Origin of the sequence: Rhodoblastus sp. 17X3 (assembly GCF_030056575.1) — a bacterium.
GTDB lineage: Bacteria > Pseudomonadota > Alphaproteobacteria > Rhizobiales > Beijerinckiaceae > Rhodoblastus.
This window is the reverse complement of the sequence record NZ_JASHHX010000002.1, coordinates 222,747-247,753: the sequence shown is the minus strand read 5'-3', so window position 1 is coordinate 247,753 and position 25,007 is coordinate 222,747. Positions and strand designations below refer to the sequence as shown.

Annotated in this window: 20 protein-coding genes; 15 read left to right on the top strand and 5 right to left on the bottom strand. The window is 61.4% G+C overall.

What is annotated here, in order from left to right:
• Positions 1–33: 33 nt before the first annotated feature.
• Positions 34–1,626, top strand: a complete 1,593-nt coding sequence (guaA, locus tag QM467_RS03810) for a glutamine-hydrolyzing GMP synthase (RefSeq protein WP_283364969.1) — start codon at positions 34–36, stop codon at positions 1,624–1,626.
• A gap of 103 nt (positions 1,627–1,729) precedes the next feature.
• On the opposite strand, the gene QM467_RS03805 is transcribed toward guaA, so the two are convergent.
• Entirely contained in the window at positions 1,730–3,079 is a 1,350-nt protein-coding gene (locus QM467_RS03805) for a TadE/TadG family type IV pilus assembly protein (protein ID WP_283364968.1), read from the bottom strand.
• Positions 3,080–3,473: 394 nt separating this feature from the next.
• Between QM467_RS03805 and QM467_RS03800 the strand changes: the two genes are divergently transcribed.
• The 6 genes from QM467_RS03800 to QM467_RS03775 all read left to right on the top strand — a co-directional run bounded on the left by QM467_RS03800 (position 3,474) and on the right by QM467_RS03775 (position 8,069).
• Positions 3,474–3,794: a DUF3303 domain-containing protein gene (locus QM467_RS03800; protein ID WP_283364967.1), complete on the top strand. Its 321-nt coding sequence runs from the start codon at positions 3,474–3,476 to the stop codon at positions 3,792–3,794.
• Positions 3,795–3,966: 172 nt separating this feature from the next.
• Entirely contained in the window at positions 3,967–4,629 is a 663-nt protein-coding gene (locus QM467_RS03795) for a peroxiredoxin (RefSeq protein ID WP_283364966.1), read from the top strand.
• A 7-nt stretch (positions 4,630–4,636) separates the two neighbouring features.
• On the top strand, positions 4,637–5,665 hold the full coding sequence (locus QM467_RS03790) for an MBL fold metallo-hydrolase (protein WP_283364965.1): 1,029 nt from the start codon (positions 4,637–4,639) through the stop codon (positions 5,663–5,665).
• Between the two features lie 151 nt (positions 5,666–5,816).
• The gene (locus QM467_RS03785; RefSeq protein ID WP_283364964.1) at positions 5,817–6,008 is read left to right on the top strand and encodes a hypothetical protein; all 192 of its coding nucleotides are present in this window, start codon (positions 5,817–5,819) and stop codon (positions 6,006–6,008) included.
• A 323-nt stretch (positions 6,009–6,331) separates the two neighbouring features.
• Positions 6,332–7,537, top strand: a complete 1,206-nt coding sequence (locus tag QM467_RS03780) for an alpha/beta hydrolase (protein WP_283364963.1) — start codon at positions 6,332–6,334, stop codon at positions 7,535–7,537.
• 70 nt (positions 7,538–7,607) lie between these two features.
• Positions 7,608–8,069 (top strand): DUF2721 domain-containing protein, encoded by a 462-nt coding sequence (locus tag QM467_RS03775; RefSeq protein WP_283364962.1) that lies wholly within the window; start codon positions 7,608–7,610, stop codon positions 8,067–8,069.
• Positions 8,070–8,184: 115 nt separating this feature from the next.
• Here QM467_RS03775 and QM467_RS03770 read toward each other — a convergent pair whose 3' ends face one another.
• Positions 8,185–9,141 carry an acyltransferase family protein gene (locus tag QM467_RS03770; protein WP_283364961.1) on the bottom strand — a complete coding sequence of 319 codons (957 nt, stop codon included), beginning with the start codon at positions 9,139–9,141 and terminating at the stop codon, positions 8,185–8,187.
• Between the two features lie 438 nt (positions 9,142–9,579).
• Here QM467_RS03770 and QM467_RS03765 point away from each other — a divergent pair, with 438 nt between their 5' ends.
• From QM467_RS03765 to mazG, 7 genes are all read left to right on the top strand, one after another.
• Entirely contained in the window at positions 9,580–10,971 is a 1,392-nt protein-coding gene (locus QM467_RS03765; RefSeq protein ID WP_283365043.1) for a class I SAM-dependent methyltransferase, read from the top strand.
• Positions 10,972–10,993: 22 nt separating this feature from the next.
• Positions 10,994–11,821 carry a hypothetical protein gene (locus QM467_RS03760; RefSeq protein WP_283364960.1) on the top strand — a complete coding sequence of 276 codons (828 nt, stop codon included), beginning with the start codon at positions 10,994–10,996 and terminating at the stop codon, positions 11,819–11,821.
• A gap of 148 nt (positions 11,822–11,969) precedes the next feature.
• Positions 11,970–12,902: an NAD-dependent epimerase/dehydratase family protein gene (locus QM467_RS03755; protein ID WP_283364959.1), complete on the top strand. Its 933-nt coding sequence runs from the start codon at positions 11,970–11,972 to the stop codon at positions 12,900–12,902.
• A gap of 150 nt (positions 12,903–13,052) precedes the next feature.
• A complete protein-coding gene (locus QM467_RS03750) occupies positions 13,053–14,639 on the top strand; it encodes a glycosyltransferase family 4 protein (protein ID WP_283364958.1) in 1,587 nt (528 codons plus the stop codon).
• A gap of 39 nt (positions 14,640–14,678) precedes the next feature.
• Complete coding sequence (locus QM467_RS03745) at positions 14,679–15,374, top strand: glycosyltransferase family 2 protein (RefSeq protein ID WP_283364957.1); 696 nt, start codon at positions 14,679–14,681, stop codon at positions 15,372–15,374.
• A gap of 347 nt (positions 15,375–15,721) precedes the next feature.
• A complete protein-coding gene (locus QM467_RS03740; RefSeq protein ID WP_283364956.1) occupies positions 15,722–16,402 on the top strand; it encodes a cold-shock protein in 681 nt (226 codons plus the stop codon).
• Between the two features lie 69 nt (positions 16,403–16,471).
• On the top strand, positions 16,472–17,314 hold the full coding sequence (mazG, locus tag QM467_RS03735; protein ID WP_283364955.1) for a nucleoside triphosphate pyrophosphohydrolase: 843 nt from the start codon (positions 16,472–16,474) through the stop codon (positions 17,312–17,314).
• A gap of 9 nt (positions 17,315–17,323) precedes the next feature.
• Here mazG and QM467_RS03730 read toward each other — a convergent pair whose 3' ends face one another.
• The 3 genes from QM467_RS03730 to ssb form a co-directional block, all read right to left on the bottom strand.
• Positions 17,324–18,052: a class I SAM-dependent methyltransferase gene (locus QM467_RS03730; protein ID WP_283364954.1), complete on the bottom strand. Its 729-nt coding sequence runs from the start codon at positions 18,050–18,052 to the stop codon at positions 17,324–17,326.
• Positions 18,053–18,061: 9 nt separating this feature from the next.
• A complete protein-coding gene (gene gyrA / locus QM467_RS03725; protein ID WP_283364953.1) occupies positions 18,062–20,806 on the bottom strand; it encodes a DNA gyrase subunit A in 2,745 nt (914 codons plus the stop codon).
• Between the two features lie 241 nt (positions 20,807–21,047).
• On the bottom strand, positions 21,048–21,557 hold the full coding sequence (gene ssb, locus QM467_RS03720) for a single-stranded DNA-binding protein (protein ID WP_283364952.1): 510 nt from the start codon (positions 21,555–21,557) through the stop codon (positions 21,048–21,050).
• A gap of 216 nt (positions 21,558–21,773) precedes the next feature.
• On the opposite strand from ssb, the gene uvrA reads away from it, so the two are divergent.
• A complete protein-coding gene (gene uvrA / locus QM467_RS03715; RefSeq protein WP_283364951.1) occupies positions 21,774–24,818 on the top strand; it encodes an excinuclease ABC subunit UvrA in 3,045 nt (1,014 codons plus the stop codon).
• The last annotated feature ends 189 nt before the right edge of the window (positions 24,819–25,007 follow it).

Below are 25,007 nucleotides of genomic sequence, written 5' to 3'. Positions count from 1 at the left end.
GCTTAATCGGAACCTCTCGACGGGACCCATTTCATGACACTTCTGCACGACGAAATCCGCCAGCATCACGACAAGGTTCTCATTGTCGATTTCGGCTCGCAGGTAACCCAGCTCATCGCGCGCCGCGTGCGCGAGGCGGGCGTCTATTGCGAGATCGCGCCGTTCCAGTCGGCGGAGAGGGTTTTCGACGCCATCCAGCCGAAAGCCGTGATCCTTTCCGGCGGCCCAGCCTCGGTCACCGAGGCCGGCTCGCCCCGCGCGCCGCAAAAGATTTTCGATTCCGGCCTGCCCATTCTCGCCATCTGCTATGGCCAGCAGACCATCGCTGCCCAACTCGGCGGCGCGGTTGAAGGCGGTCATCCCGCTGAATTCGGCCGCGCCAATGTCGAGATCGTCGAGCCGAGCGCGCTGTTTGACGGCGTCTGGGAAATTGGCGGCTCCTATCAGGTCTGGATGAGCCACGGCGACCGCGTGACCAGCCTGCCGGAAGGCTTTACCGTCAAGGCGCTGAGCGAGAACGCGCCTTTCGCCGTCGCCTCGGACGAAAAGCGCAAGATTTTCACCACCCAGTTCCATCCCGAAGTCGTGCATACGCCGGATGGCGCGAAGCTGCTCGCCAATTTCGTTCACAAGGTCGCGGGCCTGAAATCCGACTGGACCATGGCGGCCTTTCGCGGCGAGGCGGTCAAGGCGATCCGCGACCAGGTGGGGCAGGGCAGGGTTCTGTGCGGCCTCTCTGGCGGCGTCGATTCCGCCGTGGCGGCCGTGCTGATCCATGAGGCGATCGGCGACCGGCTCACCTGCGTCTTCGTCGATCACGGCCTGCTGCGCATGGGCGAGGCGGAAGAGGTCGTGACCCTGTTCCGCGACCATTACAACATCCCGCTGGTGCATGTTCAGGCGCAGGACCTGTTCATTGGCGCGCTGGAAGGCGAAGCCGATCCGGAAACCAAGCGCAAGACCATAGGCCGGCTGTTCATCGAGACCTTTGAAGCCGAGGCGAAGAAGATCGCCGAGGACGGGCGGGGCGCGCCGGAATTTTTGGCGCAGGGCACGCTCTATCCCGACGTGATCGAGAGCGTCTCCTTCACCGGCGGCCCCTCGGTCACGATCAAGAGCCATCATAATGTCGGCGGTCTGCCCGCGCGCATGAACATGAAACTCGTGGAGCCTCTGCGCGAATTGTTCAAGGACGAGGTGCGCATCCTCGGGCGCGAACTGGGCCTGCCGGAAGCCTTTGTCGGCCGCCATCCTTTCCCCGGCCCGGGCCTCGCCATCCGCTGCCCCGGCGGCGTGACGCGTGAAAAGCTCGATATTCTCCGCAAGGCCGACGCGGTCTATCTCGACGAAATCCGCAAGGCCGGGCTTTACGACAAGATCTGGCAGGCCTTCGCGGTCCTGTTGCCGGTGCGCACCGTCGGCGTGATGGGCGACGGCCGCACCTATGACCATGTCTGCGCGCTGCGGGCCGTGACCTCCGTCGACGGCATGACGGCGGACTTCTTCCCCTATGACATGAATTTCCTCGGCCGCGCCGCGACCCGCATCATCAACGAGGTCAAGGGCGTCAACCGCGTCGTCTATGACGTGACCTCGAAGCCGCCCGGCACGATCGAGTGGGAATGAGGGGCCAGAGACCCCTCAATTCGCCATAGTCGCAGGCTGGATTTATCGGCGCCGTCGACATCGGTCGGTGATCCTCCTTCGAATACTGGCGCGCCGGACGACCTCATTCGTACAACGACACATATTGGGTTGTGTTGGGGGACACGCCAAAATTGGCAAGGTTGTAAATGCCACAACCCGATATGGCGATATTGCTGTTGCCGGTGAACGTGACCGTATCGCCAATCAGCTGCAGACAGTTTGCCGCGCTGGTATTGCCCGCATAGAACACGGCGGCCTCCGGAAGATAAATCGCCCCGGTTAAGGTCTGCGTCGAACCTCCGTTGAGCTTATAGTTGAGCCCGACGGGCATGTTACGGTCGCCATAAAAGAGGATGCCGTTCAGCCCTTTATTGCCCTTGGCGATATCGGCCGCCGTCGGCGCGATCAGATTGATGGTCGCGCCGCCATTGAATGTGACTGTCGGCCAATTCGAATTTGTGCTGGAAGTGAACACAATGGTCACGCCGCTCACCCCGCCAACGGTAATGCTGGACAGGCTGGCCTGCCCGTTGACCGTGAAGGAGCCGCCGTTGATTATGTACAGACCGGGGGCCATCGTGACCACGGCGCTGGAATTGATCTGAATTCCACCGCAAAACACGCCGGGGGTCAGCGCGTCATTCTTGTTCGTCGAATAACCCGTATGATCGCAGCCGAGATAGGCGGGAATTACAACATTTGCATAGGGGTCGTGAGTTCGCGCGGCGCCCGTGTAGATTGCCTTGGTCCCGTCCGGTTTCAAAGACGTCGTGGTGATTTGTGACGCTCCGGATACGCCCCCGGTCACGTTGACAGTTCTGGCTTTAAGCGTGGCGCTGCCGCCGACGGCGAGGGCGGCGCCATTGGAGGAATTGTCATAAATATCGCAGTTGGCGAGGCTGACGGTCGCGTTGCCATTGTCCCAAAGGGCGTCAACGGCGGAATTGTCGAGCGACAGCACGCAACCGCTGCCCGGACCGCTGGGGAGGTTCTTGATTTTTCCGCCGGATCTCACAGTGATCGGCATCGAATTGATCTTGGCGATATTCATGATCGCCGTGGGCAGGGAAGTGCTCGCCGTGACTTCGTAATAGGCTTTTGCGCTGGTGGGATCCGATTCTCTGACTGTCACATTGAGGGTGTTCGCCAAAGGGCCCAGAGCGGCGTTGAATGTCGTTTGCGCCAGCGCCAGCCGCTGGGATTGAGTTGAGCTGGAGGATTGCGAGGCCTGCACGACGGCGACAGTTGCCGCGTCCACTGCGCTTTGCAGATGCGTTTTCGCGGACAACGCCCGGCCGTAATCGATGGCGGCCCCCGTCATCATGAGGATCGGGAACAGCGAGAGGGAGAAATATATCGCCACGCTGCCGCGCTTTTCTTTCGGAAGGCGGCGGGCCGCGAGGACAAGCTTGTTGACTATGTGCACCTGCATGGCTCCGACCCTATAAATCTGAAGCAACCTACCAATAGATTTTCGTCGCCAATTACGAACGTAACCCCATTACGAAACGTAAATTTCGGCGTTAAACGTTGAAGCCATTGCGCAGGAAGGCCGTTTAGATTCGCAGCCACTTCCGTAATCGCGGAATTAACCTTACCAATTTCTCGCCGCCGACTGGCCCTTCCAAGCTGGGGGCTGCCTAAACATGGCCCAGCGTCCGGCGCCTGTTCTCAAACGCGAGGAACTATCGCCGGCCCTGCTCGGTTAGAGGTTCGATCGCTGTGACGCCGCGAAAAAACACCGACCTCAACGTCGGCCCGGCCGGCGATTACGCCGTGCTGGCGGCCGCCCGGGCGCAATGCCTGGCAAAGGGGAGGTGAGGACGATGAAATATATGATCACGTGGAATGAGCGCCCGCAGGGATCGCCGGCGGATTATGAAAATGCCCAGAAGCGCATCCTGGAGGTTTTCCTGCAATGGCAAGCGCCCGCCAATTTCAAGATCGAGGTGTTCGTCGTCCGCGTCGGCGACTGGGGCGGCTATATGCTGGTGGACTGCGACGATCCGCTGACCGTGCATAAAATCTGCTCCATGCTGCCGTCCTTCGTGTTTGAAGCACGCCCGGTGGTGCCGGTGATGGATGCCGTGCGCGTAGAGCAGGAGGCGATCGCCTTCCGCGATGCAATTGACGCCGGGACGGCTTAAGCAGGGCTCGTTTTGATCACCGTTTCGCCAAATAGGCCTGAGCGCGGCGCGGCGGCCAAAATATCGGGCTTCCGCCGGGAACCATTTTGAGCGAACGTCGGTTAGGCTTTCGCTCCCTGGCGTTTACCATTGGCGGATCGCAGCGCAAAGGGTGAGAGGCGGAGGCAAGCCGATGTCCTTGAGAATCAATTCCGAAGCTCCGAACTTCACCGCCGAGACCACGCAGGGGACGATCAATTTTCACGAATGGATCGGCGACGGCTGGGTCATCCTCTTTTCCCACCCGAAGGATTTCACCCCGGTCTGCACCACCGAGCTCGGCTATATGGCCGGGCTGAAGCCGGAATTCGACAAGCGCAACACCAAGATCATCGGCCTTAGCGTCGATCCGGTCGACAACCACGCCCGATGGGCGAAGGACATCGAGGAGACCCAGGGACACACGGTCACCTATCCGATGATCGGCGATCCCCAACTCAAGGTCGCCACGGCCTATGACATGCTTCCCGAAGATGCGGGCGTGACATCGGAAGGGCGCACCGCCGCCGACAACGCCACCGTCCGCTCGGTCTTCGTCATCGGTCCCGACAAGAAGATCAAGGCGATGCTGACCTATCCGATGAGCACCGGCCGCAATTTCGACGAAGTGCTTCGGCTGCTGGACTCCTGCCAGCTGACGGCGAAGCACACGGTAGCGACCCCGGTGAACTGGAAACCCGGGCAGGACGTCATCATCCCGACCTCGGTGTCCGACGAACAGGCCAGGGCCAAATATCCCGGCGGCTGGAAGACCATGAAGCCCTATCTGCGCGTGGTCGCACAGCCGAAGAATTGAGGGGCGGATGATTTTCGAAACGTTCGCGGCCGGCGGTTGCAAATCCTATGTCGTGGGTTGCGAGACGAGCCGCGCTGCGGCGCTGATCGACCCCGAAATCTCGCGGATCGACTGCTATATCGGCTACGCCGCCCAGCACGGCCTCCATGTCCGCTATATCGTCGACACCCATACGCATGCAGACCATTTTTCGGCCAGCCGCGAACTTCGCAAGGCGCTGTCGGCACCTGTCGTCATGAATCGACTCAGCCCGGCGCCCTACGCCGACTTGCGGCTCGACGACGGCGACATGCTGCTCGTGGGAGAGCTGCGGCTGAAGGCCCTTCACACGCCGGGACATACGCGGGATTCCATGTGCCTCGTCATGACCGACCGCGTCTTCACCGGCGACACGCTGCTGATCGGCGGCACAGGCCGGACCGATCTGCCGACCGGCGATCCGCGCGCGCTTTACGAAAGCCTGTTCGAAAAACTGCTCAAACTGCCCCCCGAATTCCTGGTCTATCCCGCCCATGACTACAAGGACCTCGGCCATTCGACCATCGGCGCCGAAATCGCCGAAAATCCGCGATTGCAGAAGAAGGAGCGCGCGGCTTTCGTCGAGATGATGGAGAAGCTCGACCTCGCGGCGCCAACGCATCTCACGGAGGCGCTGCGCACCAATATGAGCGGCGGCAAATCCGTCGCGCAATTGCTGGCGGAAGCTGGCGCGAAGGTGCCGTTCATTTCGCTGGCCGAACTCAGCGCGCGGATCGGCGGCAATAGCTGCGATCTGGTCGTGCTCGACCTGCGCGAGCGCGACGCGTTCCAGACAGGCCACATCCCGGGCGCCAGGCATTTGCCGCGGGGCCAACTGGAGTTGCGGGTCAATGTCGAGTTGCCCGACCCCACCGTGCGGGTGGTGACCTCCTGCGAATTCGGCAAGATCTCGACCCTGGCCGCCGCCACCTTGCGCGAGCTAGGCTATGGCCGGGTCGGCGCCCTCGACGGCGGCGTCAAGGCCTGGCGCGACGCCGGCTATCCGATGGAGACTTAGGCTTCCATCCCGCCTGCCCCCCCCCACATGATCACGCGACATGTTTTCAGATCGACTGCTGGCGCGGGGATTGCTCTCCGCGCGATGCGGGAGTCCGCGAGATGGGAAGCGGACAAACCGCGTAGCGAACACGTCAAAGTCGGAGGGCATGATGGCCGAAAGCAAGGTGACGATCGAGCAAAAGGACAATGGCAAATGGGCGTGCTTCCTGCACTTGCCAGAAGCCGAGGCGCCGGTCGATCTAGGCAAGGAATTCAAGACGGAAGATAAAGCCGAGATGTGGTCCGACACGTCGGAAGCCGTCACGGCGATCGACATGTTCACGCGCAAGTTTAAAAAATAGCGGAGGGTTGCGGCGCCGGCGCAACACCGCCGGCGCACGCGTCCGCGCAGATTCGGACTGACCGCTACCGGGCGACGCCGGATCGATGTTTTCTTCAATTTCCTTTTTACTCAAATATTTACGAGGATATTCCGTTCTCATATCAGAAGTTTGCGCCGCCTCAGGGCCGCGCGGGGCAGGGACAAGCCTCGTCCTTCGACGCCACTGGCGGCTTCTTGGCCTCCGATCACATTTTCGTGTACCGTCGGCGTCTCGACCGTTGCGGCGCAGTTGCCGCGAGGGCAGGGCGCCCGCTCGAATTTCGCCATCGGAAGGAACAGGTTTTGCGTCGACCGCCCATCGCTTCTCGCCCTGATCGCACTCCCGTTCCGGGCGCATGGAGCCGGGTCCGCGCCCTCTTCCTGATCATGCTGCTGCCGGCGATGCTCTCGGCCTGTTCGCGCCCCGGCGTCAACGCGATGGTTCCCGTTTCAGGGTCGGCGCCCGGCGCCACCGAACACACGATTCTGATCGCCACCACCCGTACGCGCTCTGCGGTCCCCGGCGCCATGTTCAGCGGCGAACGCGCCCGTGAACTCGATTTCGCCCAGGCGGTCGTCAGCGTTCCGCCGACTCATGTCCCGAGCCGGATCGAATGGCCGTCCCAGCCGCCCGGAAATCCGCAGACCGATTTCGTGACCCGCGAATCCTTCTACGTCGACAGCGAGAAGCAATTCGTCACTTCGCTGAACCAGCAACTCGCGCAGCGTCCGCCCGGCCAACGCACGGTGGTGCTGTTTGTTCATGGCTATAACACCCTGTTTCCTGAAGGTCTTTACAGGCTGGCCCAGGTGGCGCACGACGCCAACGCCAATGGCGTGCCGGTCTATTTCAGCTGGGCGTCGCGCGGCGAATTGCTCGGCTATGTATATGACCAGAACAGCGCGACGGCCGCGCGCGACGGACTTGAGCATCTGTTGGGGCTGCTCGCCCGGAGCAACGCCGAACATATCAACATCATCGCGCATTCGATGGGAAATTGGGTGACGGTCGAAGCTTTCCGCGGCATCCGAATCTCCGGAAACGGCGCGGGCTTCGCATCGAAAATCGGCACGATCGTGCTGGCGTCTCCCGATATCGACATCGATGTGTTCCGTTCCCAGATGCAGCGGATCGGCGTGCCGAAAAAGCCGTTCCTTGTCGTCCTTTCGCGCGACGATCGCGCCTTGGCGGCGTCGCGTCTGATCGCCGGCAATGAACAGCGCCTCGGCGACTACAAGAACGCCGCCGACTTGACGAAATATGGAGCGGTCGTCGTCGATCTGAGCGATCTGAAGGGCCAGGATTCGTTCAACCACGACAAATTCGCCGAACTCGCCCAAATGGCGCCGCAACTCAAGGAAGTGCTGGCGGCAGGCGTCGGCAAGAAGGAAACGATTGACGAGGTCAATCCGGTGAATGGCGCCCCAGATGTCGTCAAGACCGTGATTTCGTTGCCCTTCGCCGTCGTCGCGGCGCCGATCGTCATCATCGCGCGGCAGGCGCAGTAACGGGAAGGCTGCCGCGCGACGCGCGCGGGCAGGGCCGAGTGATGCGATGGATCCGGCGATCACGGAACGATTGGTAGATACCTTCCAAAGTTTCGAGCGCATGCGCTTCGCGCCCATCGCGGCGCAGGCGCTCGCGCCGGCCTTCCTCCTGTCCGCCTGCGCGGCGGTGCTTTCCGTCCTGATGAACCGGTTGTGGCGGATTCTCGACCAGTTCCGCGCGTTGGACAGCGACCGCTCGACGCCCGAAACCCGGCAGGACGCGGAGCGGCTTCTGGCCCGGGCGCGACTGATCTATCAAGCCATCCGCTCGACCATTGGATCGGCGCTGGCCATCGCCGCCGTGGTCCTGGTCGTCTTTCTCGACACATTGTTCGGCATGACGCACGAGTGGGGATCGGCCCTGTTGTTCCTGCTGGCCTTCGGCCTGTTCTCGCACGCCTTCGTGTGCCTCCTGCGCGAAGTCCGCATCGCCATGCTCAAATTCGGCGAACTCGTGATCTCAAACGGGACGAACATCCGGTCGCCGGAATGAGGTCCGATAGGGTGCGGGGACTGCAACAAAGGGCGGATTGTTAGTTCCATAATATTGATTATGCGAATTTGATATCGGCGGTAACAGCCCGCCAGATTTGACAGGCGTTCCCGCTTCATCGGCTCTTGAGGCGCAAAGCCGGCCTTTCGACGAGACGCCAGGACAGCGTTGCGAACATTATTGACGCCAGCACAGTCGCAACGACCCATTGCGCGTTGCGACCCATGCCGACCGGATCGAGCAAGGCGATCATGATCGGGCCGTGCCAGATATAAATTCCATAGGATAGGTCCGGCAGCCGAAGCGTCCCCTGCGGCAAGCATATGGCGAGCACGATGGTCCCCGCCATCAGAAGTGGCAGGCTCGCCAGACCGAGTCCGTCGGCCCAGCCAGCCCGGCAGACGACGACGACGATTGCAGGCCAGACCCACGACAGCTTGCGAAGCCGGTCATGATAGATATTGACCAGATTTCCCGCGAAAAAAGAAATGGAGGTATGGAAGATCCGGTATTTGGTCGAAGGGTCTTCGACATAGCTCTCTCCGATCAGCAGGATCACGATGATCGAGGCTGTGAGCAATGGCGATTTGTGTAGCGAGAACACGAAAAGCAAGGCTGTAAAGGCATAGAGCCCGTCTTCGACGATCAGCGACCATAGCGGAAGCGTGACGCCCCGGAACTGACCCATATATCCGGCGGACAAATATTGGAGCATCGCTCCGCCGGCCGCCGAAAGGCCAAAGACCAGCGTGATTGCGATCATAAGCGGCGCCAGCGCCGGCAAGGTTCTCAACGCCCTGTTTCGCGCGAAAAGCCGGATGTTTCCGGAGCGATCGAGCGCCTGCGGAATCAGGAAGCCGCTCAATGCGATGAATGCGGCGACCGGCGGAATCGGGGTCCAGAACCCGCCCGGCGCCAGCAAACCGGCATGGAGGTGCCCAGCGACGACTTCCAGTGAGAGGAACAACCGCAAATAATCGAAATTGCGATATCTGACATTGCGGAGTTTCTCGCTGCTTTCCGTGGGCCCGCCGAAGGCCGAAGACAAAAAGCCGCGACTGGCAAAAGCCATAAAAATGTCTCGGATTGCGCTTATTCGGGCGCCGAAATCAGGTGGGAAACCGCGGAGAGCGCAGGCCTTGGCGCGTATTGTAGCGCAAACTTGTCGGCTGTCCTTAATGCTGTATCGATCATGCATCGGGAGATTTTGACGCCCTCCACGAGTCATTTGCAAGCTTCCCCCCGCCTCCGCCCTCCGCCGCAATGTTCGAGGCGCAGGCTGGATGGTTCGGAAAAGTCGACGCCGACCGTATGAATGGCTCGGGACCCGCTTCAATAAGCGTGAAAACTGTCCTGGGGACGCCCTGCGGGGACGCTGGTCCAGACAAAAATTAAGGCCTAAAAACGATCTGGCTGCTTTCGGAGGAATTTTATTGTGTCGGAGGGATGGATCGATCTGCAAAAGAACCCCGAGTTCGCCCAACTGTGGGAAAAGGTAGCTCCTTTCACGATGACGTCGCCCGAGCGCGGCTTTGCCCTCTGGACGGCTGTCAATCATGTGATCGACTCAGGCATTCCCGGTGCATTTGTCGAATGCGGCGTGTGGAAAGGCGGATCATCCATGCTGATCGCGCTGACTCTTCTCCAGCGCGACGTCAGGAATCGGGAAATATTTCTGTTCGACACGTTTGAGGGCATGACCGAGCCGGGCCCGCAAGATCTGGACATCCACGGCAATCACGCCTCCGACCTCATGACAGGGGCCTCGGGGGCCGCATTGGCCGAACTGGTAAAGGCCGCCGCTGGCCTCGACGATGTACGCGCGGCCATCGCCAGCACAGGCTATGACATGCGGCTGGTGCATTTCATCAAGGGCGACGTGAAGAAGACCCTGCCCGAAACGCAAACATTGCGGATTTGCCTGCTGCGGCTGGATACCGATTTTTACGACAGCACGTTTGCGGAGTTGCGCCATCTCTATCCCCGTCTGGCGACAGGCGGCGCGCTCATTGTCGACGACTACGGCCACTGGCGCGGCGCGCGACAAGCGGTGGACGATTATTTCGCGGCGCCGGAGCACGGCTTTTCGCGGCCGATCCTGTGGGCCGTCGATTACACCGGCGTCTGCGGCGTGAAGGTTGAAACCCGCGGCGAAGTCGAAATCCCCCGTTACGATTATATGCCGCCGGGGATGGCCGCGCCGGATCTGTCGCCCCTGTTTCCCCATGCGCTGGCCGAGAATCCCTGGGCGGTTGAATGGCCTTATTTGCGCAAGGAAGTTCCCCACATCTGGCGCTCGGATTCCCGCAACGATACGCCTTATGTCACCGGAAACGCTTCGAGCGAGGAGGCGGCATGCCTCTACAACCTGGCGTCGCTTTTTCGCGGCAAGAGGGGCCTTGAAATCGGCACCCATTTTGGCTGGACGGGAGCGCATTTGCTGGCCGCGGGCTTGCGCCTCGATTGCATTGACCCCGAATTCGCCAATCCGAAGCGCGAGGCGGCCATAAGAGAAGCGTTCGACGCAGTTCCCGGCCACCTGCCCTATCGGCTATGGGCCGGGTTTTCGCCAGCGATCGTGCCGGAGGCTCGCGCCTCCGCGCCGGAGCCCTGGTCCTTCGCCTTCATCGACGGCAATCACGACGGCGACGGTCCCCGAGACGATGCGAGGGCGGTTCTGAACTGCCTGGCGCAAGACGCGCTGGTCGTATTTCATGATCTCACCTCCCCCTTCGTGGAGCGCGGGCTCGCTGTGTTCCGCGACGCCGGATTTTCCGTCCGCCTGTTCAACACCATGCAGATTCTCGGCGTGGCCTGGCGCGGCAATGTGCGTGTGCCGGATCACGTGAAAGATCCAAACGTGCCGCATATCTATGCGCCGCATCTGGCCAAATATCTTTGAAGGCGCATTCTGACGGCGTTGGATGTTCCTGCAAGAATCAAGCGGCGTCGCCGCGCCCGATTGGATTCTGAACATGTTCGGCAGGTTGCAAAGGGCTTTGAACAGGCAGTTCGGAAGGCTGGCGGCGCGTTCGGCTCCTTCCTCGCCTGCAGAGGATGGCAATCGCGAGGCGCGAGGCGCCCAGCCTCCGGTTCCGATATATGTCCGCTTGCTGCGGAATTCCGAAAGCCTGGGCGACAATTGCGAGTTCGGCTTCTTTCAACGATTTGAAAACTGCGAGCCATCAAGCTTGTTTCGTTGGGCCGTGACCCCGATCGACAGGCTCATTCAATTTCTCCAGGCGCCTGCCGAAATATTCCTTGACGCTGATCTGCAATGCGTTGAATCCGATCTCGTCTTTGACAAAGGCTCAGGATTTTATTTTCATTCGGATCTCATCAAAAAACATGGGAGCGGACGCGAACTGGTTTCGGATCCAATCGAGTTTTCGACGATTTATCCACGCGAGAAGCAGAAGATAGACCATCTGAGATCCAAATTTCTCCTGCATCTGGCCGGGCCGCCTCGCTTGTATGTCATCAAGGCCAATGCCGGGATTCAAGATGAAGACCTGTTTGCCCTTGCTCGGGAGCTCAGAAGGTATAATTCAAGCCATCAGCTGCTTCATGTGACGGCGTCCTCCGAATTCGCCCTTGTCCGAAAGGGCGATGGGGTCTTTGAAGGCGCGATAGGATGGCTCGCTCCCTACCATGCCGCGAACAATATCGATCTGGAGGGTTGGCGGCGCCTTTTTGCCGATCTGTCGCGCGAAATGGAAATTCGCGCGTTGATCGAGGAGACGGCCGTTTAAATTTCACGTCGCCCGCGCAAAAGGCCCGCGGGACCGCCCTGCCCTCGCACCGCCTTTGATCGAAAACCGGGACCGAAATCGTGTTCTCTTTTCTGAAGCTTGACCGTCAAAACACTCTGCCGACTCGGCGTTTCGAATGGGCGGCCCAATGAAATCCCTGGTCATCGGCGGGTGCGGCTTCATCGGATCGCATGTCGTGGACTCGCTCCTCGCGCGCCATCATTCAGTTCGCGTATTCAGTCGCCATCCCGAAATTTTTCGGCAACCGCTGGCCGATGTCGACTATCGCGTCGGCGATTTCGCCGATTCCGTCGCGCTGGCTTCGGCGCTGGACGGCGCCGATACGGTCTTTCATCTCGTCAGCACGACTTTTCCCGGCACCGCGAACCTGGACCCGAAGGGCGATGTTCGCGACAACCTGATCAACACCATCAACCTGCTCGATCTGATGGCCGCCGCCGGCGTCAAGAGAATCGTCTTCATGTCCTCGGGCGGCACGGTCTATGGCGCGCCGGATCAAATCCCCGTGCGGGAGGATCACCCTTTACGGCCCATCAATTCCTATGGCATCGTCAAGGTGGCGATCGAACAATATCTCGCCATGTACCGCGGCCTGCATGGCATTTCCTCTCTTGTCGTGCGCGCGTCAAATCCCTACGGGCCACGTCAGGCCCATTCGGGAGTTCAAGGCGTCATTTCGACTTTCCTGCAGCGCGCGCATGATGAAGAGGAAATCGAGATCTGGGGCGACGGCAGCGTCGTGCGCGATTACCTCTATGTCGCCGATCTCGCTGACTTTTGCGTCATGGCCGCCGCCAGCGAACACGTCGGGCCATTCAATGTCGGGAGCGGCGAAGGCCACTCTCTCAACGAGATCCTCGATGTCATACGCAAGGTGACAGGGTTCGCCATTTCTCCGCGCTACAAGCCAGCGCGCCCCGTCGATGTGCCGCGTTCAATTCTGGATATTTCCAGGGCGCGGGCGGCTTTCGGATGGAGGCCGAAAATCTCGCTCGCGGATGGTGTTGAACGAAGCTGGAAATGGCTGCAGAACGACCGCCCGCGATCAATTGCCCAATGAGGGAATTGTTCGGAAGGTTTCTATATTCTTCAAAATAATCGGGCATTTTCGAAGCCCGGTCCGTCTCGCGGACCATTTAAGCGTCATCGAGTTTCCCAAGAAAAGAAACGACTGTTTTCGTCGGAATAATAGAACGATACGGAAAGTATGATGATGGACGAGCAGAGCGAATTGCAAAGATTGCTTGATCTCGTGCGACAGCACGAACGCAGCCGCGACAGTTCGCGCTGGCTGCTACGGCAACTTGGCGCGAAGCTCCGGCATTTCCCGCGTGATCTGTCGCGCCGTATCCGTCGTTCGATCAAGAAGCGGCTCTCCCCGGGGACCGAATGCGCGAAGGCCATGCCGGCGGTCATGTTTCAAGCCATTGCGCCGCGGCTCGTCGCCGAAAACCATGCGCCGCCTTTCGAGGTCGCGCCAAGCCGCCAAATGGATTTCGAAGACCTTCGCAAAAGCCGCTCGGACGCAGGGGCCTCCATCGCGGAAATGACCGCCTATTTCGGCTCGGATTTGATGCGAAGCCAATTAGCCGCCGCTGTCGCCCTGGATCCAAATGTCGGCGCGCTGACCGGATATGAGATAAAATATTGCGCGCCCTGGTTCGATCGACAATATGCCGAGATTCTTGAGGCGCGCAAAATCTTGCCGCCGGGCCCCTATGAATCGATCATCGTGATGCCGTTCGGCAAGCTGGGCGGGGCCGATTTTGTCGCCGGCGTGTTGGCCAGGGCGGTTTCCCAACTGGGGCGGACCCTGATTCTCCGGACCGATGGCCCGGATTGGGAGCGTCCGGACTGGTATCCGGGAACGGTGGTCAGCGTCGACCTGTCGCAAGCGCTCGCGAATGTCCCCGAAAAGACCCGCGTGCTCTATACATTGCTGCAGGAACTTTCTCCAAAACGGCTCTACAATGTAAACAGTCGGCTTTGCTTCGAGATGCTCGCCGAATATGGCGCAAGACTCGCGACGCAATGTCGTCTTTACGCCTATTATTTCTGCGCTGACCGGTCGCCCGAAGGCATCGAAGCCGGCTATCCGGTCTGGTATTTCGCCGATCTGATCCCGCACCTTCACGCGGCTCTGCTCGATACGCAGAGTTTGGCTGGAACTCTGGCCGCACGCTACAATCTGCCGCCTGAGTTGAAAGCAAAGCTCTGTCCAATCTATACGCCGGCAATCACCCCCCTGCCCGCGCAACCGATGGTGGAGTTGCAGGCGAGTTCGCGCGCGAAGCGTCAGAGGCCCCGGCTGATCTGGGCAGGACGTTTCGATCGTCAAAAGCGCTTCGATCTCTTGCTCAAGATCGCCGAAGAAATGCCGGAAGTTGATTTTGACTGCTGGGGAAAGGCGGTGCTCGACGCGCCGCCGAATTTCTCCCGTTTGCCGAAAAACATTCGCCTCCACCCGCCTTTCTCGTCATATGACGATTTGCCATTGGCCGATTCCGATGGGTGGATCTATACCGCCGAATGGGACGGCCTGCCGACGATCCTGATCGAATGCGCAGCCCTGGGCTTGCCGATCGTCGCGAGCGCCGTCGGCGGCGTTCCCGAATTGATCGATGAAGAGACCGGATGGCCGGTGCGTGCGGCCGGAGACCCGATGGCCTATGTCGCGGCGTTGCGGAAAATGCTTGGCGATTCCGACCATCGCGTCCGCAAGGTCGAGGCGTTACGGGCGCGGGTCCGCGAGCGCCATGTTTTCGCCGCCTATGCGCAGAAAATCAGTGAAACCTGAAAGCCTGCACCCGGATCTTGGAACAAATGGGAGCGCGCCTTGGCCGCCAAACTGGACCTTTCCGTCATCCTCACGGCCCATCGCGAAGGGGTGATCGCAGGCGTGACCGCAAATAGCGCGATGGCGGCGCTCAAAAGAAGCGCCGAAGCAGGACTAAGGCATGAGGTGATCGTGGTGCTGGACCGCGCCGATTCCGTGACCGAGGCGACGCTTCGATCCGCCTTTGGCGCGAACGCCAGGTTTCTGGCGACCACCGAAGGCGATCCAGGCGCCGCCCGCAATCGCGGCGTCGAGATCGCGGAGGGCCTCTGTTCGGCGTTTCTCGACGGCGACGATTTATGGTCGGACAACTGGCTGGTCGAGGCCTGGAGGCTCATCGAACGGCGCCCCGACGCCGTGGCTCATTCCGCCTGCAATCTCGTCTTTGGCGTGCGTCGCAATTTATGGTGGCATGTCGATTCCGAGAGCGGGCTATGCGACCCCAACTATCTGGACTGGCTGAATTATTGGGATGCGATGAGTTTCGCCCGCACGGAACTCTATCGACGCTTTCCCTTTCGTCGCAACGATCTGGTGCTGGGATTCGGCCACGAGGACTGGCATTGGAACGCCTGGACGCTCGCCGAAGGCGTTCCGCATAAGCCAGCGCCCCAGACCATGCATTTCAAGCGCGCCCGAAAAGGTTCCCAGATGGATAAGGTCAATTGCACAGGCGGAGTTCGCTGGCCTCTTTGAACCCGGCGGTCTTTGCTCCGCAGACGGTCCTGGCGGCGCCGCTTTCCATTCACGAAAATGTGATGCGGCGGAGTGATTGGCGCAGAACAGCCTGTCCAATCGGACGAAGGCGCAAAAACGCCAGCTTTTTGGTCATTCCTGGCGCGATTTGCGGCCGATTAAATCTAGCCAGCCCGGGGGGTTTGCTGCTAAAAGGTTATTGCGCGGGCTTTGGGCGAAAATAACCACACACCATCGGCTGGCGTTTCCGGGCGGTCAATTACGGCCGTTGCGGGAGCAAGGTGGCGTACGGCGTAACTCTGAGCCGCACGTCACGATTGAAATGAGGCGGAGATCTAAAGGCGGTCATGAGCAAAGGTAAAGATTTTCGGGGACCCAGGAAGCGCGGTTTTGATGATGATGGGCCCTCGCCTTATGACAATCCGCGCCAGGTTCGCCCCACTCGCCCCGCATTCGACCGTCCGCCTATGGGCGGCGGCTTTGGCGATTTCGGCGCAGCGCCCCAGGCCAGCTTCGGCGCCGCCAATGCGATCGACGCCGTTGTGAAATGGTTCAAGGGCGACAAGGGCTTCGGCTTCGTCGAACTGTCCAATGGCAGCGGCGACGCCTTCCTGCACATCGGCGCCCTGCAGTCGGCCGGCTATGAGACCGTTCCGCCCGGCGCCAAGCTCAAAGTCGTTGTCGCCAATGGCGTCAAGGGCCAGCAGGTCACCCGCGTTCTCGAAGTCGATACGGCCGGCGCCGCGGAACGCGCGCCGCAGCGCACCTTCGATCCGGCCCGTCCGCCGGCGGCGCGTCGTGCGCCCGACCTTTCCAACGCCGTGGAAATCCAGGGCGCGGTGAAATGGTTCGACGGCGCCAAGGGCTTCGGTTTCGTTCAGGCGAATGATGGCGGCAAGGACGTTTTCGTCCATATCTCCATCCTCGGCCAGGCCGGAATTTCGCAGCTGCCTGAAGGCCAGCCGGTGACCATGAAGGTCGTCGACACGCAGAAGGGCCGCGAAGCGGTCGCCATCTCGCTCGCTTGAGCTTTGGCGAATTGAACATAATTCAGAGCAGGGCGCCGGGCGCCCTGCTCTTTTCATTTGGGATGTCCGATGCAGCCTTCGCGCGAAATCTCCCGACTGCTCGAAATCATGGCCGCCCTCCGCACCCCGGACACAGGCTGCGCATGGGATCTGGCGCAGGACTTCAAGAGCATCGCGCCCTATGCGGTCGAAGAAGCCTGCGAAGTCATCGACGCGATTGAGCGCGAGGATTTTGTCGACCTGCGCGATGAATTGGGCGACCTGCTGCTACAGGTTGTTTTCCAGGCCCGCATGGCGCAGGAGCGCGACCTGTTCGATTTCGGCGGCGTGGTCGAGGCCATCACACAGAAACTGATCCGACGTCACCCACACGTCTTCGGCGAGCCCGAGCAACGCACGCCGGAAGCGGTTGAAGGCGTCTGGGCGGAAATCAAGGCGCAGGAAAAAGCCGAAAAGGCGGCGGCGCGCCGCGCCGCCGGCCTGCCCGATCAACCACGACAGGGCTATCTCGCGGATGTGCCCGCCGTCCTGCCCGCCCTGACCCGGGCGATCAAATTGCAGGATAAGGCCTCGAAGGTCGGCTTCGACTGGAATGACGCACGACTGGTGCTGGCGAAAATCCGTGAGGAATGCGACGAAGTCGAGGAGGCTCTGGACCGGGGCGACAAGGCCCATGTCGCCAGCGAAATTGGCGACGTCTTATTCGCCGTCGCCAATCTGGCGCGCCATGTCAAAACCGACCCTGAAAGCGCCCTGCGCGGCTGCAACGCGAAATTCGAACGCCGCTTCCATCATATCGAGCGCGAACTCGAACGCCGCGGCAAGAAGCTCGGCGAAGTCACGCTTGTCGAGATGGATGCGCTATGGGATGAGGCCAAGAGACTCGAACGTTCGCTCGAAGCCCAATCCTGACGCGCGTTCTCAGGCAGGCTTGCGCAATACAGCCCGCCAATGGCGGCTGGGCGTCGTCACCGGCGGAACGTCTTCCAGACTCTCCAGCACAAGACCGCACGTAGCAAACGCCTCGATGTCCGAGCGGGCGAGCGGCCAGGGCGGTCCCTCGGTCCCTTGCCCTTCGTCGCGCGCGCGGCAGATCACCAGCAGGCGTCCGCCCGGCTTGACCAGATTGGCCAGAGCCTGGCGCGCAACAGGCAGAATCTCCGCCGGAAGCGCCTGCAACGTATAAGTCTCGTGGACGAGATCGAAAGCCTCGCGCCATTCCGGCGGCGGCGCCAACAGATCTGCCGCGCGGAATTCGATATTGCTGTCGGGGAAGCGTTCCTGCGCCCATTCCGCCGCGCGCGCCACCAGGTCAAAGGCCGTGACCTTCGCGCCGCCCTCCGCCAGGGCCGCGGCGTTGTCGCCCAACCCGCAACCGACATCCAGCGCCGTCAACCCATGGAGATCCGGGCCTTTGGCCAGCCAATCCGTCAGCAGTGGATGAGCGACCATGTTGCCCCAGGGCACATTAGCCGGATCGTTGCCGGAAAGCGCGTAAACGGCTTCGAACCATTCACGCCTTTTCGGGTCCTTCAGCGCCCCGCCCGGCTGCTTGGCTGGGTCGATGGCGTCGAGCCTCTGCCGCGCCGCCGCGCGCTTCGCTGCCTGTTCCGGATCAAGCGGATCGAAAACCTGCGGCTGCTCCGCCATGACGCGTTCCTATTCCTCGCCGGGACCGGCTTCGTCGCCCTCTGCCTCTCCGTCGCCGTTCTCGTCTTCACCAATCCGCTCGACGGAGACGACCTTCTCGCTCTCCGCCGTATTGAACACGATGACGCCCTGGGTGCCGCGCCCGACCACGCGAATCCCCGCGACCGGGCAACGAATGAGCTGGCCGCCGTCGGTGACCAGCATGATCTGGTCGTTCGTCTCGACGGGCATGGAGGCGACGAGATCGCCGTTGCGGGCGTTCACAGCCATGGCGACAATGCCTTTGCCGCCGCGGCCCGTGACCCGATATTCGAAGGACGACGTGCGCTTGCCATATCCGTTTACCGAGATGGTCAGGATGATCTGCTCGGTCTGCTCCATAAGCGCATAGGTTTCGGCATCGAGCTGCGCCGCAGCCTCGACGCCCTCCTCGGTCTCCTCGACCACCTCCGGCGCGACGGCTTCATCCGCCGACGCCCGGCGCATTTTCAGGAAAGCAAGACGCTCGGCGGGAGTGGCGTCGCTGTGGGTCAGGATCGACAGCGCGATGACCTGATCGCCCTCGCCGAGGTTGATGCCCCGCACGCCCATGGAATCGCGGCCCTTGAACACGCGCACATCCGTGACGGGGAAGCGGATGCACTGCCCCTTGGCGGTGGTGAGAAGAACGTCCTGGCTCTCCTGGCAGATCTGGACATCGACGATGCCCTCGCCGGGATCGAGCTTCATGGCGATCTTGCCGGCGCGATTGACCTGGGTGAAGTCCGACAGCTTGTTGCGCCGCACCGTGCCGCGCGTGGTCGAGAACATCACGTCCAGGCCTTCCCAGAGCGTTTCGTCCTCTGGCAGGGCCATGATCGAGGTGATCCGCTCGCCCTGCTCCAGCGGCAGCATGTTGACCAGAGCCTTGCCGCGCGCCTGCGGCGCCGCCAGCGGCAGACGCCATACCTTTTCCTTATAGACCTGTCCGAGTGACGAGAAGAAAAGCACCGGCGCATGGGTTGAGGCGACGAAGAGGCGCTGGACGAAATCCTCCTCGCGGGTCTGCATGCCGGAGCGGCCTTTGCCGCCGCGCCGCTGCGCGCGATAGGTCGAGAGCGGAACGCGCTTGATATAGCCGGCGTGCGAGACGGTCACGACCATCTCCTCGCGCTGGATGAGGTCCTCATCCAGCATGTCGCCGTCGACATCGAGGATCTGGGTCCGGCGCGGCACGGCGTGAGCCGCTTTCACAGCCAGCATTTCATCCTTCACAATGCCGAACAGTCTTTCGCGCGAGCGCAAAATCTCAAGATAATCCGCGATCTCCACCGCCAGCTTGTTGAGGTTTTCGGCGATTTCGTCGCGGCCGAGCGCCGTAAGGCGTTGCAGGCGCAGATCGAGAATGGCGCGCGCCTGCGCCTCGGAAAGGCGGCAATTGCCGTCCTCGTCGATGGAATGGCGCGGGTCGGCGATCAGCGCGACGAGCGGCGCCATATCATAGGCCGGCCAGACCCGACCCATCAGGGCTTCGCGCGCAGCCGCCGCGTCGGCCGACGTGCGGATGAGGCGGATCACCTCGTCGATATTGGCGACCGCGATGGCCAGGCCGACCTGGATATGGGCGCCGTCGCGCGCCTTGTTGAGCAGGAACTTCGTGCGCCGGCTGACCACTTCCTCGCGGAAATCGACGAATGCCTTCAGGCAGTCCATCAGGTTCAGGCTTTCCGGGCGGCCGCCGTTCAGCGCGATCATGTTGGCGCCGAAGGAGCTTTGCAGCGCTGTGAAGCGGTAAAGCTGATTCAGGACCACATCCGCCACGGCGTCGCGCTTGATCTCAATGACAATGCGCATGCCTTCGCGGTCGGATTCGTCGCGCAGGTCGGAAATGCCCTCAAGGCGCTTGTCTCGCACCAGTTCGGCGATCTTCTCGATCAGCGTCGCCTTGTTCACCTGATAAGGAATTTCGGTGAAGACGATCGCCTCGCGGTCCTTGCGCAAGGTCTCGATGGTCGCCACGCCGCGAATGAGGATCGACCCCCGGCTGGTCTCGTAAGCCTGGCGGATGCCCGCGCGGCCCATGATGCTGCCGCCGGTGGGGAAATCCGGTCCCGGCACGATCTCCATGATTTCCGACAGCGTCATGTCGGGCCTGTCGATCAGGGCGACGCAGGCGTCGATGACCTCGCCGAGATTATGCGGCGGAATATTGGTCGCCATGCCGACCGCGATGCCGCCGGCGCCATTGACGAGCAGGTTGGGGAAACGCGCGGGCAGGACGGTCGGTTCGCGCTCCTTGCCGTCGTAATTGGGCTGGAAATCGACCGTGTCGGAATCGATGTCCTCGATCAGCGCCAAAGCCGACCGCGCCAGACGCGATTCCGTGTAGCGCATGGCCGCCGCGCGGTCGCCGTCCACGGAGCCGAAATTGCCCTGCCCGTCGATCAGCGGGAGGCTCATCGAGAAAGGCTGGGCCATGCGGACCAGCGCGTCATAGATCGCCTGGTCGCCATGCGGGTGATATTTACCCATCACTTCGCCGACGATGCGGGCCGATTTCACATAGGGGCGGTCCGGCAGAAAATTGTTTTCCTGCGCCGAATGCAGGATGCGGCGATGCACCGGCTTGAGGCCGTCGCGGACGTCGGGCAGCGCGCGGCTCACGATCACGCTCATCGCATAAGCGAGATAGGAGCTTTTCATCTCGTCGGTGATGGAGACCGGACGAATGTCCGAGGCAGGCGGGACCGGCGTGTCGTCGTTTTGATCGGCCAAAATGCGCTCGCGTGTTGATGAAAAAAGAGCCAGCTCTTTCTAGGCGATTCTTACGGTGAACGCCAGTTTCGCGGGCTGCGTCGGGCGCAGACTTTAATATGTTAAAACAATGAGTTGCAGCATGTTATGACGATGCGGCGAACGACCGCGCAATAAATTCGTCATGGTTGGCCGCCGAACGGGACGGCGGCCCGGCGCGCAGGCTCAAAATTGTGGATTATGCCGGCGCAGGCGAAGCCGCTTAGAACGGGATATCGTCGTCGATGGAATCCGAGGCGCGGCCGCCCATGCTGCCGCCCTTGCCGGCTCCGCCGGAGGCGGGAGCGCGCTCCATGGGCGATTGGCGGCCAAAGCCGCCGCCGGACGCGCCGCCATAGGAGGATTCCTCCCCGCCGCGGCTCCGGCTGTCGAGAAGGGTCAACTCGCCACGGAACCGCTGCAGCACGACCTCGGTGGTCTTGCGCTGGTTGCCTTCCTTGTCGGTGAATTCGCGGGTCTGCAACTGGCCTTCGAGATAGACCTTCGCGCCCTTCTTGCAATATTGTTCCGCGATCTTGCCGAGATTTTCATTGAAAATCACGACATTATGCCACTCAGTGCGATCCTTGCGCTCGCCGGTCGCCTTGTCGCGCCAGGATTCGGTCGTCGCCAGCGAAAAGGTCACGACAGGGTCGCCCGAACCCATCCGCCGCACTTCCGGATCGCGTCCCAGATTGCCGACCAAAATCACCTTGTTGACGCTGCCCGACATCTGTCTCGCTCCCCATATTGGCCGCGCATACTATACGCTCGGACAATTTCACGCGCCCGCCAAAATCTCTTTTCCACAGCGGCTCTTATGTTCCGTTTATGTTCTAGCGCGCCGGTGCGAATCATGCAACCCTGCCCCGGTGAAATTTGGCGAAAAGGCGTTACATAGGGGCATAAAGCGTCGGCGATCGAAGCGGCGCGTCTTTGGAAAGCAATGATGGATTCAAGTCCCGCGAAGCCGAAAAAGCCCCGGAAGCCCGCCTCCGCGACCAAGGCGTCGATTCCGGCGGAAGGGTCCATTTCGTCGAAAGCCGCCACGCCGCCCAAGACAACTACGCCTGCGAAATCGGCGGTGGAGGAAGCTGCCTATCGCATCGGCGAGGGCCGCGTCATCGCCCTGCGCGGCGCGCGCGAGCACAATCTCAAGAATGTCGATCTGACCGTCCCACGCGACAAGCTGGTCGTCTTCACGGGCCTCTCAGGCTCGGGCAAGTCGTCGCTGGCTTTCGACACCATCTATGCCGAGGGCCAGAGGCGTTATGTCGAAAGCCTTTCGGCCTATGCCCGGCAATTCCTGGAGATGATGCAGAAGCCGGACGTGGACCATATCGAGGGCCTGTCGCCTGCCATTTCCATCGAGCAGAAGACCACCTCGAAAAATCCGCGCTCGACCGTCGGCACGGTCACGGAAATCCACGATTACATGCGCCTGCTCTGGGCGCGCGTCGGCATCCCCTATTCACCCGCCACCGGTCTGCCCATCGAGAGCCAGACCGTGAGCCAGATGGTGGATCGCGTGCTCACTTTGCCGGAGCGCGCGCGGCTTTACTTGCTTGCGCCGGTCGCGCGCGGCCGCAAGGGTGAATATCGCAAGGAAATCGCCGATTACATGAAGCGCGGCTTCCAGCGCCTGAAGATCGACGGCCAGTTCTATGACATCGCCGACGCGCCGACGCTGGACAAGAAATTCAAGCATGACATTGACGTTGTGGTGGACCGCATCGTGGTGCGGCCCGACATTTCCGCGCGGCTCGCCGAAAGCTTCGAAACCGCGCTTGAGCTCGCCGACGGAATCGCCGTGATTGAAATCGCGGAAAGCGCGGAGGCGAATGAAAAAGGGAAAGAGCCTGAGCGCATCATCTTTTCATCGAAATTCTGCTGCCCCGTATCCGGTTTTTCGATCCCCGAGATCGAGCCTCGGCTGTTTTCCTTCAACAATCCGTTCGGCGCCTGCCCCAAATGCGGCGGCATCGGCTCGCAGCAGAAGGTCGATCCCGACCTGATCGTCCCCAATCCGGAGATGACCCTTCGCAAGGGCGCCATCGCGCCCTGGGCGAAATCGCCCTCGCCCTATTACGCGCAGACGCTTGAAGCCCTTGGCAAGGCCTTCAAATTCCGCTTGTCGGACCGCTGGTCGGATCTTTCGCAGGTGGCGAAAGACATCATTCTTTATGGTTCCGGCGATCAGGAGCTGGTGTTCGCCTATGCCGACGGAATCCGCTCCTATGAGGTGAGAAAGCCGTTCGAGGGCGTCATCCGCAACCTGGAGCGGCGCTATATCGAGACGGAGAGCGAGTGGTCGCGCGAAGAAATCTCGCGCTTCATGGCGGCGAGCCCCTGCCCCGCCTGCAACGCCTATCGCCTCAAGCCCGAGGCGCTGGCGGTCAAGATCGACCACAAGCATATCGGCGAAATTTCCGAGTTGGCGGTGCGTGATGCCGCCGAGTGGTTTACCGCGCTGCCCGGCAAGCTCGACGCCAAAAGGCTGGAAATCGCCTCGCGCATCCTGCGCGAGATCGACGATCGGCTGAAATTCCTGATCGACGTCGGGCTGGATTATCTCACTTTATCACGCGGTTCCGGCACCCTTTCCGGGGGAGAAAGCCAGCGCATCCGCCTCGCTTCGCAGATCGGCTCGGGCCTCACCGGCGTTCTTTACGTTCTGGATGAGCCTTCCATCGGCTTGCACCAGCGCGACAACGCCCGGTTGCTGGAAACCTTGCGGCGGCTGCGCGACCTTGGGAATTCGGTCATCGTCGTCGAACATGACGAGGACGCGATCCTCACGGCCGATTATGTCGTCGACGTCGGCCCGGGCGCGGGCGTCCATGGCGGCGAGATCGTCGCGCAGGGAACTCCGGCGGACATTCTCGCCGACAAGAATTCGCTCACCGGCGCCTATCTTACTGGCCGCATGCAGGTGGCGACGCCGAAAAAGCGCCGCAAGCCGGAGGCTGGCCGCAAGTTACGACTGGTCGGCGCGCGCGGCAACAATCTGCAAAATGTGACTGCGGAAATTCCGCTCGGCCTGTTCACCTGCGTCACCGGCGTTTCCGGCGGCGGCAAATCGACGCTGATCGTCGATACGCTCTACAAGGCGGTGGCGCGGCGGCTCAACGGCGCGCTGGAGCACGCCGCCCCGTTCGACACACTTGAAGGACTGGAACTGATCGACAAGGTCATCGACATCGACCAGTCGCCGATCGGGCGCACGCCGCGCTCCAATCCCGCCACCTATATCGGCGCCTTCACGCCGATCCGCGACTGGTTCGCCGGGCTGCCCGAGGCCAAGGCGCGCGGCTATGGCCCGGGACGCTTCTCCTTCAACGTCAAGGGCGGTCGCTGCGAGGCCTGCCAGGGCGACGGCGTCATCAAGATCGAAATGCACTTTCTGCCTGACGTTTACGTCACCTGCGACGTCTGCAAGGGCAAGCGCTACGATCGCGAGACGCTCGAAGTGCGCTATCGCGACCGCAGCATTGCCGACGTGCTCGACATGACGGTGGAAGAAGCGGCCGAATTGTTCAAGGCGGTGCCTTCGATCCGCGACAAGATGAAAACCCTTGCGCGCGTCGGCCTCGGCTATGTCAAGGTCGGACAACAGGCCACCACCCTGTCCGGCGGCGAGGCGCAGCGCGTCAAGCTTTCCAAGGAATTGTCGCGCCGCTCGACCGGGCGGACGCTCTATATCCTTGACGAGCCCACCACCGGCCTGCATTTCCATGACGTCAAGAAGCTGCTCGAGGTGCTGCACGAACTGGTGGACCAGGGCAATAGCGTCGTGGTGATCGAGCACAATCTCGAAGTGGTCAAGACTGCGGATTGGGTGATCGACATGGGGCCGGAGGGCGGCGACGGCGGCGGGCGCATCGTGGCGCATGGCCCTCCGGAGGCGATCCTGCGCGAGCCCGCCTCCCACACCGGGAAATATCTCAAGGACGTGCTGGAGCGGCGCCCCAGCGGAGCCCAGGCTGCGGAGTGAGACTTGCACGGCGCGACGCCGCGCCGCCCCCTGCCTATGTCTTAACCGAAAGGTTGGGGCGCCATTTTTTCGTGCGTGGGTTAGTTTTGGGCGAAGGAGAAGTGAACAGGCGATGAGCGAAGCTATGCAAAAACGAAATGCTGCTTTGCAAAATAATTGGTTCACTTATACCGCATCTGCGCACAGACT

What these genes read in the sequence shown, in the direction of transcription:
- ssb (WP_283364952.1), bottom strand. Translation starts at nt 21,557, where the DNA reads ATGTCGGGCAGCGTCAACAAGGTGATTTTGGTCGGCAATCTGGGACGC.
- uvrA (WP_283364951.1), top strand. Translation starts at nt 21,774, where the DNA reads ATGGATTCAAGTCCCGCGAAGCCGAAAAAGCCCCGGAAGCCCGCCTCC.
- QM467_RS03755 (WP_283364959.1), top strand. Translation starts at nt 11,970, where the DNA reads ATGAAATCCCTGGTCATCGGCGGGTGCGGCTTCATCGGATCGCATGTC.
- QM467_RS03750 (WP_283364958.1), top strand. Translation starts at nt 13,053, where the DNA reads ATGATGGACGAGCAGAGCGAATTGCAAAGATTGCTTGATCTCGTGCGA.
- QM467_RS03790 (WP_283364965.1), top strand. Translation starts at nt 4,637, where the DNA reads ATGATTTTCGAAACGTTCGCGGCCGGCGGTTGCAAATCCTATGTCGTG.
- QM467_RS03805 (WP_283364968.1), bottom strand. Translation starts at nt 3,079, where the DNA reads ATGCAGGTGCACATAGTCAACAAGCTTGTCCTCGCGGCCCGCCGCCTT.
- mazG (WP_283364955.1), top strand. Translation starts at nt 16,472, where the DNA reads ATGCAGCCTTCGCGCGAAATCTCCCGACTGCTCGAAATCATGGCCGCC.
- QM467_RS03770 (WP_283364961.1), bottom strand. Translation starts at nt 9,141, where the DNA reads ATGGCTTTTGCCAGTCGCGGCTTTTTGTCTTCGGCCTTCGGCGGGCCC.
- QM467_RS03795 (WP_283364966.1), top strand. Translation starts at nt 3,967, where the DNA reads ATGTCCTTGAGAATCAATTCCGAAGCTCCGAACTTCACCGCCGAGACC.
- QM467_RS03800 (WP_283364967.1), top strand. Translation starts at nt 3,474, where the DNA reads ATGAAATATATGATCACGTGGAATGAGCGCCCGCAGGGATCGCCGGCG.
- QM467_RS03740 (WP_283364956.1), top strand. Translation starts at nt 15,722, where the DNA reads ATGAGCAAAGGTAAAGATTTTCGGGGACCCAGGAAGCGCGGTTTTGAT.
- QM467_RS03765 (WP_283365043.1), top strand. Translation starts at nt 9,580, where the DNA reads ATGACGTCGCCCGAGCGCGGCTTTGCCCTCTGGACGGCTGTCAATCAT.
- QM467_RS03730 (WP_283364954.1), bottom strand. Translation starts at nt 18,052, where the DNA reads ATGGCGGAGCAGCCGCAGGTTTTCGATCCGCTTGATCCGGAACAGGCA.
- QM467_RS03785 (WP_283364964.1), top strand. Translation starts at nt 5,817, where the DNA reads ATGGCCGAAAGCAAGGTGACGATCGAGCAAAAGGACAATGGCAAATGG.
- QM467_RS03760 (WP_283364960.1), top strand. Translation starts at nt 10,994, where the DNA reads ATGTTCCTGCAAGAATCAAGCGGCGTCGCCGCGCCCGATTGGATTCTG.
- guaA (WP_283364969.1), top strand. Translation starts at nt 34, where the DNA reads ATGACACTTCTGCACGACGAAATCCGCCAGCATCACGACAAGGTTCTC.